Below are 11039 nucleotides of genomic sequence, written 5' to 3'. Positions count from 1 at the left end.
CGACGGCATCGTCCTGCACCAGATTCTGCAATGGCATCATCTTCTCTCGGGCCTCGCCGACCCGGCGGGTTCCGACCTGCGCTTCCAGATCATGGCCGACGGCCTCTTCCACTTGTTCATGTACGTGCTCGCCGTTGCCGGCACGGTGCTGCTGGTGGCGGCGAGGGCAGCAGGCAGGCGGGACGTAACGACGACCGAGATCCTTCGGCTGGCCTTCATCGGGTTCGGCGTCTGGCATCTGGTGGACGCCATTGTGTTCCATTGGCTGCTCGGCCTGCATCGGATCAAGATGAACAGCCACATGCCGCTCCCCTGGGATATTGGGTGGCTGGTCATCTTCGGAATCGTGCCGCTGCTGTTGGTGCTGGTGCTGCCCAACCGCGGTGGACCACCGGCAGGTGCCTCGGCGGCTCTGACCAGCATCGTCCTGCTTGCAGGACTGGCTGCGGGTGCTGGCCCGCTCTTCAACGGTGCAGCCACTTCCGTCATCGTCTTTCGAGCTGGGATGCAACCGGCCGCGATGATGCAGGCGGTTCAAGCGGCCGACGCCGACCTCAAGTGGGTCGACGCCAGCGGCACCATCTGGGCCGTCGATAGAGTCTCATGGCGCGGGTTGATGACCCTGCACGCGCGCGGCGCCCTGGTCGTCGGCACAACGCCTGTCATTGCCGGATGCCTCGCCTGGACCGATGCCGCTGGTGCGAGCAGTCGCTCCTACCAGCAGTGAGGCATCCTAGCCCGCTTCCGAAAGATGGCGGGCTTTTTGTCGGCCGGTTGCCACGCCTGGCCGACGGCAAAGAGTGGCACATTGCGGATTGGCAAAGGGTAAGATCGATGAAGAACAGCTATCAGAAGCCGGCATTCACGAAACGTGAGCGGCTGTCGTCGGTGACGGCTTCGCCCAACTCATCCGGGCTCTCCGGGATTATCGATTAATCAAGAGAATTGCAGCTTTGGAACGCCCGCTGCTCAAAGGTGGCGGGCTTTTTGTGCATTAGTGGAACCTGATATGTCGACGCAGGTTGGAAACGGCGGCAGCGTCCCCCGCTGCCGGGCCTGGGTCCCAAGCCTTGGCCGGGTCCGCCTCTGCCCGCCAGCAGGGGCGGACCCACTGCAACATGGCTCCGAAAATGAAGTTTGGATTGCGCTCGGTTTCCCTGGCCGAGCATAACACCGGAAGGCCCGTTACTGCTCCCTCAGTGGCGGGTTTTTCAATGGCAGGTTGGCCGGTGAAGCATCACGTCGCGGTTCTCAGGACCCGTAACGCTACCGGGAATGCTGGATTCGTTGCCCTTGGCATCGCAGACCTTGCATATCAGATCGAGACGGGAGCCAGCACCAGAACGGGCCAACTCTGCCAGAATCTCGGTCAGTACTGCGGTGTCGGAAAGGTCCAAGACATAGCGAGCCATACCACATGAAGTCGAACAGACCAGAAAGGGTTGCTGTACGGTTTTCCAAAATGGCGCGAAGCTGATCACGGACGGTGGAACAAAATCGCGCTGTCAAACTTCGGCCGTTGCACTGTTCCCATTCAGTGCTTTCCCCATGAGAACTGCCCGCTGGCCTGGCGGCGGTAGGCGCTGGGCGCGGCTTTCCGCAGATGGTCTGATGAACCGGACCTTGAGCGCATCATTGTGAGCCACGGCGATGTCATCACGGACAAACTGCGCGATGCTCAAGCAGATCGCGAGATTTCGGGCATAGCGGAAAATCTCCGGATGGAGGCGCCGCAGCCAAGCCGCGTTATCTGTTATAAGTCATTAACTGACTGAAAGCGTGGGCAGCTATGTGCAACGACTATGAGCAGCATATCGCCTGGGCCGAATATTGCAGGGTGATGCAATTGCTGGCGCTCGACATTCCCACTTATCAAACCGAACTGGATCTGCCGCAGGCGGATGACATCCGCATTAGTGATCCCGCCCCGATCATGCGCGCCGCCGGCGACACGATCGAACTCACGCGCATGACCTTTGCCTTTCCGCCCTCCGGGCCCAAAGGCGGGCCGATCTTCAACATCCGCTCGGAAGGACGGAACTTCTCCAACAGCAAGCGCTGCCTTATTCCGGCGTCGGCTTTCTTCGAATTCACGGGAAAGAAGTCTCCAAAGGCTAAGCATCGCTTCACGCTCAACGGCGCGATCGCCGGCCTGTGGCGCGATGGCGAAGGCAACAAGCCCCCGACATTCGCAATGCTGACGACGGAACCCGGCCTGGACGTGGCGCCCATCCACAATCGCCAGATTGTGGTTCTGCGCCCGGATGATTGGGCGGCATGGATCCACCTCACGAAACCCGAGGTGGAGCTGTTGAAGGCCCTGCCGGCCGGGTCGTTGGCGGTAGAAACCGTGCGACAAGGAAGCGACTAGCTCAGATGCCGGTGCGTTTTGCGCAAACACGAAAGATTCTTGGCGGCTTGGCTGCGGCAATTGTGGCCCCTCGAGATCGCGGCTCTCGCCAAAGCGTCAGCACCTCGTTGTCACTGATTACCGAGTGGCCCCTTCCGCCATCAGCGACGCTTGGCTCGTCGGTGCGCACGAAAGGTATCGAGCGTGAAATACGTGCCCGCCTGCCTTGGGCGGTGAGGAAGTACGTCAAAGCCGAGACTGGTCGCATGACATTGCGGATGCGCGAAGACGATGCCGAAGAGTTCGAGGCCGCCTCGAACAAGATCGCCAAGGCACTGGAAACCATCGCAGTACTCCCGGTCCTGCCGCGCGAGGCCGAAGACATCCTTGCGATCTCTTCGCGTGAGCGTCACAAGTGGCTGAAAAACGGACGGCTGCAAAGCATTGGCACCCGCACCGTGAAGATGCGCGGTCGATCCAAGGCCGTCACCTTCCACGTGTTCGATCCCAGGCACATCGAAGACATCCTTGATCGTGATCTGCCAAGCCTTTGGCGTGAAGAGGACGCGCAGCAAGTTACAGAGAACAGGCGACGTGGCGCCGGCAAGGCTGCCCTGACGCGGGCGGGAAAGGGTAGCGAGAAGGGTCGCGGTGCCGGGAATAACCCCAGAGATGACGCTCCCCGGCCCAAGTTGAAGGGCTGGAACGCGTTCGACGACGAGGGCCTGCTCCGTTAAATCCGTCTAGCCATTCGCGTCCAGAATGAGCCCTGAGCGAAAGCTAACCGGGAGCCGAAACGATCTGCAGTCGCGATTGGCACGTCCCGAACCAATCCATGCTCATGGAGTTCTTCAAGCCGACAACCGCCCTTTTTGAGGATGGCAGATGTTCGACAACTTCGTGCTTGAAATGTTGGAAACCGAGGGCGGCCGATAAGGCTTCGGCATGGCGGATCTGAGCCGCCTCTGCTTCTGATCCATGGCCATCCTCGCACGCATATGACATGGGGCCAGGTCGCGGACTTGATCAGCAGATTTCAGGATCGTGTGCCCCGACCTTCCGGGCTTCGGGCGCTCCTACGTACCGGCCGATGACCCCGAGAGCAGGTTCTCGTCCAAGCGGGCAAGGCTTCGGCGCTGGTGGAAGTGATGGAAAGCTTGGGCCACCATAGTTTCTTCGTCGCCGGGCAATGATCGTGGAAGTCTGGTCGCTTTCAGAATGGCGATGGACCATCCCAACCAACCTGGTGCGAAACTGGTTGCCGTGGATGGATTGCCAGTTATCGAGCATCTGGAACGGGCCGACTGGAACTTTGCCCGCGATTGGTACCACTGGTTCTTCTTTGCTCAACCCGAGAAGCCGGAACGGGCCATCCTTGCAGACCCGATGGCATGGTACAGCGCCTTGCGGCCAGATGAGATGGGACACGATGCCTATGACGAATTGGTTTCTTCATCCACGATCCCGCCATCGTCCGTGGCATGGTCGAAGACTACCGCGCAGGTATCAGATCGACCATCGCCACGACCGCGAAGACCGAGATGACGGCAGGAAGGTGCACTGTCCGATGCTCTGCCTTTGGTCGCTCGACGACGACTTGGAGCAGATCTATGGCGATCCGGTTGCCATCTGGAAGCACCGGGCCGATGACGTGGGGGGCTACTGCGATGTAGCGCTCTCCCCCTAACATCGTTCCCGGATTTGGGAAGGCTGGCTAAGTCTTGGTCAAATTCGACAGGACAGCCCTCAATCTGGATTGCCAGTTTGCCGTCCAACGCGACCTTCTTCGCCCGCTGGTTCGCACCGGATCGCGACGCGTGGCGTTCGTCACCGCTCTTGCCCTCAACCCTCCGTTATCCTGGCCAGCGCCACAACCTAGTTGCCGCCGCTTAGCTATCGCTCAAACGAGGTTGTCGTGTTGCCGTCGGGGTGCGGAAAAATCATGGCTGTTTCCTATAGAAGGAATCGCTTGCACGGTGGTGCAGGAAGTCGGCGATGTGAAGAATAGAGGCGCATCGGCATTTTAAGGTGGATTAGGTCCTGACCGACAAATGGTGCTACATGGGCGATGAAGAATGCCCGCCCAGCGTACGTTGTCTACGCACCACCGCTGATCGGCCTTCCGTTCCTGGCTGTGATACTGGCTCTGGATGGGACGACCATCGCAACGGCCTTTGACACCGCAGATGAAGCGGCCGCCCACAACAAGGTGATGGCGGTTACAGGTGCGCTACGGCAAGGCGGACTTGATAATCACAATAGGAGAACCCGTCCATGAAACTGCTTCGCATCACACCGATTGTCATTCTTGCCTGTGCCTTTGCCCTTGCGGCCTGCGCCAACACCGTCCGAGGCGTCGGCCGGGACGTCAAGGCAACGGCCAACGCAGTCGACGACACGGTCAACAAACCATGATGCAAAGGACCGTCACGGTTATCGAGAAGACAACGGGCCGCGTGATCGGAGCGCTGCCGATCGATCTTGCGCAGCAGGATCACGAGGCCTCCGATGATCAGTATTTCACCAAGGCGTTCGAAGCCGCCATGGACAGTGGCCTCATTCGCGAGGCCGACAAGCATGCGGTTGAATTCCGGCTTGAATAAAGTCGACGATGCAACGGCTTTCTGTCGCGTATCCGCGCATTGTGGTTTGCATGGTTTTGCACCTCAGCCATCCAGCAGGGGTGAATCAACACACCGTCCAATCCAACTATCCCTAGGACAGCCCGCTGCGGCTATGAATGGGAGCGGCCGGTTTGGCCCGGAGGTGAAGCAGCAGCCGCTGCTCAAAGCCACTCAGTAGAGCAAATCGGCGTATTGGATGTCGGGGCCTCAGCTCGGTATTCCGCTATCACCTGGCCCGCTGTATATTCTCGGATTTGATACCCCACGGTCAGCCCCAGGGTCCGAATCATCCATTAGAGATATCTAACATTTCCCTTTTGGCGAGGCGGGGTGTACTTAAGGTACCGCTGGGTGATCCTAGCGACCTACACTGCCCGCTGCCGAGAGGTGGCGGGCCTTTTTGTTTATGTGTGGAACGCCGAAGTCCAATGGGAGTTGGAATGCTGTCACCGTCCTTCCGTGGAGGCGATGATGGCCATGGACGTACAGCCGTGGTCGGCCCGCTCTCTGCTTCCTCACTGGGCGGGCCATCTCGCGGGTCGCTCACCGGCAATGACCTGGTGCACGATGCCGTCGACCTCAATACGAAAGTTCGAATACGACCCGGAAACCAGGGTTCTCTCAGTGTGGTTTGTAGCGAGTGGCAGGCAGTACGACTTTCTGGATGTACCGCCGGAGATCGTCGCCGATTTCAAATCTGCCTTTGCCAAGGGCCGCTATTTCAATGATCGGATCCGCAACCAGTTCGCGTTCCGGACCGTGGCAAGCTCCGGTTCCAGCGGTTCATGCTGAGGCAGATTGTGCCAAGCGACCTGGCGGAAATCGCGCATGTCGAACGGCTGGCCGCAGACCGGACAGGTCATGAAATTGTCGCGCTCGTCGGCAGGCTCGCCGCCGTGCTGCGTGCCGGGAATCGGCGGTCCAAGGTCGGATAGCTTCGTCATAACCATCAAACATTCAATTCGTCTAAAATGTTCCGGAACCATTTTAGCGAGCGCTAATTGAATCGCACTATGCGAGTCAGCGCATGCGTCTGAAGTTCATTAAGCCCATGGAGCCCGAGCTGGTCGAAACGCCACCGCAGGGCGACGAATGGCTCCATGAGATCAAGTTCGACGGGTATCGGACCCAAATCATCAAGGATGAAAACGGGATCCGGCTGTTCACAAAGAACGGATACGACTGGACAGGCCGCTATATCGAACTTGCCGGAGAGGCGGAGGCGATCGAGGCGGAAAGTTTCATCATCGATGGCGAGACGATCACGGTCAACGAGGCCGGCCTGTCCGACTTCCAGGCCCTGCAGTCAGCCGTCACCCGTCGTAAGCCTTCGCGCGATCTGTATTTGGTGGCATTCGACCTCCTGCACCTGAACGGGCATGATTTGCGCAACATGCCGGTGGAAGACCGCCGCGAGATCCTGCAGGAACTGATTCCAGCCGTCGGTCGCATTCAGGTCAGCAAAGCCATGCCCGGCACCGGGGACGCGGTTTTTCACCTGGTCGACAGGGCGGGGTTGGAGGGCATGGTCTCGAAGCGCAAGGCCAGCGTCTATCGCAGCGGACCGACGATGAACTGGCGAAAGATCAAGTGCTATGCCGAAAAGGAAATGGACATTATTGGCGTGCAGCGCGAGGCTGGGAAGCCGGCAATGGTGCTCATGGCCGACAAGGGCCGCTACGCCGGCGGCGCCTTCGTTGCCTTTAAAGCCGACAAGCGCCAGCGACTATGGGATCGCGTGCAAGGGAAGGTCGGCGGACCAGTGCCCATCGGTCTAAAGAAAGAAAAGGCCGAATGGCTCAAGCCTGGTCTGGTCGGTCGCGTGCGGTTCCTGAAGGGCGAGGAGAAGCTTCGCCATGCGAAGCTGCTGGACTACCGGGAGGAATAATTCTTGGGCTGCAGGCAATGAGTGCCCACGTTGCGGAACAGAACCGTGTGGCTGACGTTGTGCCGACATCGGCACGTTTAGGAGAAACGGCATGGTGGCGCCGCGCGCGGTCTGGAAGGGCTTTCTGAGGGTCGGTTCCGTGTCGTGCGGGGTGAAGATAGTTGGTGCCACAAGCGAGGCATCCAAGATCCACTTCAAGATTCTGAACCGCAAGAACGGCTTGCCCGTCAAGAGCGCCTATGTCGACGAAGGGACCGGCGATGTTGTCGAAGTCGCGGATCAGATCAAAGGCTACGAGGCGGACAAGGGCGAGTTCATACAAGTCGAGCCGGACGAGATCAAGAAACTGAAACTGACGTCGCAGCATACGCTTGATGTCGATTCCTTTGTTCCGGTTGCCGAGATCGACACACGTTACCTGGAGAAGCCATACTACCTAATCCCGGCTGACGGCGCCTCGTTGGAGGCCTTTTCTGTCCTGCGCGATGCGATGGCCAAGAAGCGCGTTGCGGCGCGATCCTGCGTCGTGCTCTATCAGCGCGGGCGCGAAGTGTTGATACAGCCGCTTGAAAAAGGAATGCTGCTGACCGAGTTGCGCACCCACAATGAGATGACGTCGGAAGACACCGTCTTCGACGATGTGAAAAGCCCAAAATACGATTTGGATCTGCTCGAAATCGCGGGGCTTCTCATCGACAAGAAGGTGACAAAGTTCGATCCTTCGAAATTCGAGGATACTTACGAGGATGCGTTGATTGCCATGATCGACGCCAAGCGCAAGGGCAAAAAGCCCCCGAAACCGGCGCCAAAGCCCCAGGAGAACGTGGTCGACCTGGCCTCGGTTCTTCGAAAGAGCCTCGCCAAGGAAGGCATCGGCAAAGACCGGCCAAGGGCCAAGAGCCGCAAATCGGCATAGTTAAAGATAGCAATCCCACCATCACCGCGCATGACCCAGTAGTTTTGGCGCGCTCGCGCGTTTCCGGCGTCAGGTCTCCGGCCAATCTCACCGGCTCGTCGCATGCGACGCTGCGGCGATCGGGAGACCATGACGCCCGACGCGACAAATCGCGGAGGCTACAGGCAGCCTAGACACATCGGCCCTTGTTGCTGGATTGCCGTTGTGCCGTAGCTATAGGCTCGTCATTTGGTCACTCCTTGTGACCAACTGGTCGGCGTGGTCACCGTCACCGAAAAAAATGATCGTGCCGACCTGGCCATGGACCGATGCCATGTGAGATTGCGTTCATTGGATGTTCGTTGCTTTAGTCAATCGCAATGTAGCGTTGAGCGGAAACGAAGTGGGCCCGCCACTGAGGACACAAAGCGGCGGGCCTTGCTTTGAGACCTGGCCCGGGGAGCCAGGCTGCAAACCCAACTTCGATTTCAGAAAGAGGTTCCAAGCCTGCAGAAAAACCCCCCGCTGCCTTGACTTCCAAAAGTCCATTCGGTGACCTGCTGGCTATCGTGTCGCGGTCAGGATATTCCCTGTCGCCGGCGGGAATTATGCTCTGCGTCTCAGTCGGTCGGGCCTTTGGGCTTCGTCTCGGAGGTAGCTCCGTCGAGAAGACAACCCGGCGAGAGGTCACATCGAGCAGATGCAGGCACTCAGTCAATTCTTGCCGGGCCGATTGGCCTTGGATGCTTCCACGTCCAGCTGGGCGCGACTGGCGTGAAGCAAGGCCGCGATCAAATTTTGGTCGGCTGACTTTTTGCCGGTGTATAGGCACACAAGCTCGCGGGCCTGGACCGTCGAATCGGATTCCGGGCTCTCCCTGATGGCTGACGTAAGAGCCCGGGAGAGTATGTCGAAATCCAACAACGAAATACCCGGTCGGCTTCCTTTCATGGCCAAATCCATCCTGTTGGTCTGCAGGCAATACTCGAAAGGTCGATAATGATGAGAATCGGCATCACCCCCATTCCTTCACGTGCTCAACTTCCGAAGCTCTCGGGACATTTCGCCGAGCCCGGCGGCGGCGCGTGGATAACCGCGGTGCAGCGCCACCGCAATTACAAAGGTTAATTCGGCTACGCGCATCGAGGATCAGATGGCTTGGGGCCGAGTGTTCGCAAATCGCAGCTATAAATCAAATCTTCAGGGTAAGTTGACATGCTGGCCCACCGCCGACCGCCTATGGCTTGGATAGATGTTCAGGAGAAAGCAGCGTAAGGCCTATCGACTTGTCAGATCTGATGCCCCCCGATGTGCAGGATGATCCTGCCCTAGCCGCTGAGGTCGACCGGCTTCTGGTGCGCCGTACGCGCGAATCAGCCTGCGTGGCGAGATCGAACGCCTATTTCGAGCACGTGTCTGGTCGCAAAAGGCGAAATCATCCGCGCGTGGATGATCTGGGTGGCATTTTTGGATGTGCTGACGTTGGCACTGAACGCGGCGTTGCTTCCATGGGGCGTAGCGCAATCCATGCTCCTGCCCGGCGCCATCATCCCCCCCGTCGCGTTGGCCGTGGTCCTTGTTTGGCGTAAACCGCAGGCGCCTTGGCTCCAAGGAGCCTCGCTGATCGCAGGCATGTTCCTGATCTTGTTGCCAGTCGCATTGGTCGGAGCAAGCGCTGGTGGCGAGTTCTACGAACGGCAATTGAACGTCATGTTGTTCGTGGCCATCACAGCCATGATCATCTTCGGAATCCCCTTGGCCTGGACGATGACGATCGCTGCGCTGGCGCTCGGACTTTATCTCATGCTTCAACTGCAGAACCCGGCCATCGCGCATGGGAGTGCAGTGGCTGGAACGCTGTTTTTTGCTAGCGGTATCTTTGCAACGGTGGCCGCGCGGCGCATCATGACAATTCTTGCTCAAAAGACTTTCCTGTTTGAGCTTCGCGACCGACGCAGGGTCGCCCAACTGGCGAAAGCGAATGATCGACTGGTACTCCTGGCGAGGACCGATCCACTCACCGGCATCTCCAACCGTCGCTGGATGACGGAAACACTCGAGCGCCTATGGGGAAGCGACAAACGTTGCCTTGCCGGTGCCGCGATGCTGATGTGCGACATTGACAACTTCAAGAAGCTAAACGGCCACCTCGGCCATGCGGAGGGAGATCGGTGTCTGGTAAAGGTCGCAACTATCTTGAAGGAAAACGTGAGGCGTGATCGCGATCACGTTGCCCGTTACGGCGGCGAAGAATTCCTCGTGCTCCTGCCCGGGGTGAACGAGGAAGAGGCCGCCGCTGTGGCTGAACGAATGCGTAAGAGCGTCGAGGCTGCCGCTTTGCCCAACCCTGGATCCCGTGTGTCGCGCTGGGTCACCCTGAGCATTGGAGTTGCCGTTCAGACCGCTGAGGTGATCTCGCCGGAGCAGTTACAGCAACGGGCGGATGCCGCACTTTACCTTGCCAAGCAGACGGGCCGCAACAGGGTGCTGCTTCACAGACCGGAGTTATCCGCGCGCAAACATATTCGGCCGGGCAGCCTTGGGGCATAGGCCGTGCGTGGCCGAGTTTCCGGGTTGTTGAGAACACCCATGGCCGATTCCGGCTGCCTGGATGGTCCAGGAGGAGTTCCACCAAGTGGCCTCAGTGATGGCGATCATCTGGATGACTAGGCCGGGTCTTCGCAAATGCCGAGCGCATGGGCTCCGTCGATTTCTGCGCCCTGCGCCCTATGTGGCGCGCGTTTGGCTAGGTGAAGGGCGCCCATTGCGCAGCCCCTGATCTTGCGCAAGGGAATCCTGCGACAGCCCTCATTAGATCGGTTGCAAGTGCTCCATGAAATCTCCATCTAGTTCAGTTGTAGTCAGAACGCGGTCAAACGATGACACGGCAAGAAGTTCTCTCCGTCATTGGATCAGCCGACGATATTACGGTTGCGGAGATCATCGCAACGGGTGCGTCGATCGAGGAATTGAGAGAGGCATGGGCATGGGCTTTTGCTGACGAGGCGTTAATGGGACAGGGGCGCCCGCTTCCGGGAACACGAGCGGCCGCGCTTATTGACCTGCTTAAGCCCGACGAGGACGACCCGGCTGAACCGGGCACCCGTCTGGAGTAAATCAGCAAACCCATCGAATGTGCAATTCGGTCTTGTCATCCACGGCAGCGTTGCAGACACTTTCTCGGTGAAACCGACCTTTGTGCCCGTTTCAGTTCGCGTGGGCTCCAGACTCGCGACCATCGTAGCCGAGTAGCAGCCATCACAGGCCTCGTGCGGCTCAGTC

Annotated in this window: 9 protein-coding genes and 2 pseudogenes; all 11 read left to right on the top strand. The window is 59.0% G+C overall.

Annotated elements, in window-relative coordinates; translation table 11 throughout:
• On the top strand, positions 1-727 hold a 727-nt coding region (locus P3C39_RS32285; RefSeq protein ID WP_275955018.1), incomplete at its 5' end, for a DUF2243 domain-containing protein.
• A gap of 1062 nt (positions 728-1789) precedes the next feature.
• The gene (locus P3C39_RS32280; protein ID WP_275955019.1) at positions 1790-2371 is read left to right on the top strand and encodes an SOS response-associated peptidase family protein; all 582 of its coding nucleotides are present in this window, start codon (positions 1790-1792) and stop codon (positions 2369-2371) included.
• A 5-nt stretch (positions 2372-2376) separates the two neighbouring features.
• Positions 2377-3087, top strand: coding sequence for a hypothetical protein (locus tag P3C39_RS32275; protein ID WP_275955020.1), 711 nt, complete (start codon positions 2377-2379; stop codon positions 3085-3087).
• Positions 3088-3235: 148 nt separating this feature from the next.
• Positions 3236-4013 (top strand): annotated as a pseudogene (locus P3C39_RS32270) (alpha/beta hydrolase); the annotation flags it as partial.
• A 611-nt stretch (positions 4014-4624) separates the two neighbouring features.
• Positions 4625-4765 (top strand): entericidin A/B family lipoprotein, encoded by a 141-nt coding sequence (locus tag P3C39_RS32265; protein WP_032809501.1) that lies wholly within the window; start codon positions 4625-4627, stop codon positions 4763-4765.
• The gene (locus P3C39_RS32260; protein ID WP_063170821.1) at positions 4762-4953 is read left to right on the top strand and encodes a hypothetical protein; all 192 of its coding nucleotides are present in this window, start codon (positions 4762-4764) and stop codon (positions 4951-4953) included. The genes P3C39_RS32265 and P3C39_RS32260 overlap by 4 nt, the downstream gene beginning before the upstream one ends.
• Before the next feature lie 492 nt (positions 4954-5445).
• A complete protein-coding gene (locus P3C39_RS32255) occupies positions 5446-5766 on the top strand; it encodes a KTSC domain-containing protein (protein ID WP_082826812.1) in 321 nt (106 codons plus the stop codon).
• Positions 5767-6001: 235 nt separating this feature from the next.
• Positions 6002-6862 carry an ATP-dependent DNA ligase gene (locus P3C39_RS32250; protein WP_275955021.1) on the top strand — a complete coding sequence of 287 codons (861 nt, stop codon included), beginning with the start codon at positions 6002-6004 and terminating at the stop codon, positions 6860-6862.
• Positions 6863-6953: 91 nt separating this feature from the next.
• The gene (locus P3C39_RS32245) at positions 6954-7778 is read left to right on the top strand and encodes a Ku protein (RefSeq protein ID WP_275955022.1); all 825 of its coding nucleotides are present in this window, start codon (positions 6954-6956) and stop codon (positions 7776-7778) included.
• 1277 nt (positions 7779-9055) lie between these two features.
• Positions 9056-10307, top strand: a pseudogene (locus P3C39_RS32240) (diguanylate cyclase).
• Between the two features lie 329 nt (positions 10308-10636).
• Positions 10637-10873: a hypothetical protein gene (locus tag P3C39_RS32235; protein WP_013525027.1), complete on the top strand. Its 237-nt coding sequence runs from the start codon at positions 10637-10639 to the stop codon at positions 10871-10873.
• Positions 10874-11039: the final 166 nt, after the last annotated feature.

Source organism: Mesorhizobium sp. XAP4 (assembly GCF_029269325.1).
GTDB lineage: Bacteria > Pseudomonadota > Alphaproteobacteria > Rhizobiales > Rhizobiaceae > Mesorhizobium > Mesorhizobium ciceri.
Note: the sequence above shows the minus strand (reverse complement) of the source record. Positions and strands in the feature narration are given on the sequence as shown.

Coding starts and splice junctions, on each gene's coding strand:
- P3C39_RS32280 (WP_275955019.1), top strand. CDS start 1,790: ATGTGCAACGACTATGAGCAGCATATCGCCTGGGCCGAATATTGCAGG.
- P3C39_RS32275 (WP_275955020.1), top strand. CDS start 2,377: ATGCCGGTGCGTTTTGCGCAAACACGAAAGATTCTTGGCGGCTTGGCT.
- P3C39_RS32265 (WP_032809501.1), top strand. CDS start 4,625: ATGAAACTGCTTCGCATCACACCGATTGTCATTCTTGCCTGTGCCTTT.
- P3C39_RS32260 (WP_063170821.1), top strand. CDS start 4,762: ATGATGCAAAGGACCGTCACGGTTATCGAGAAGACAACGGGCCGCGTG.
- P3C39_RS32255 (WP_082826812.1), top strand. CDS start 5,446: ATGGCCATGGACGTACAGCCGTGGTCGGCCCGCTCTCTGCTTCCTCAC.
- P3C39_RS32250 (WP_275955021.1), top strand. CDS start 6,002: ATGCGTCTGAAGTTCATTAAGCCCATGGAGCCCGAGCTGGTCGAAACG.
- P3C39_RS32245 (WP_275955022.1), top strand. CDS start 6,954: ATGGTGGCGCCGCGCGCGGTCTGGAAGGGCTTTCTGAGGGTCGGTTCC.
- P3C39_RS32235 (WP_013525027.1), top strand. CDS start 10,637: ATGACACGGCAAGAAGTTCTCTCCGTCATTGGATCAGCCGACGATATT.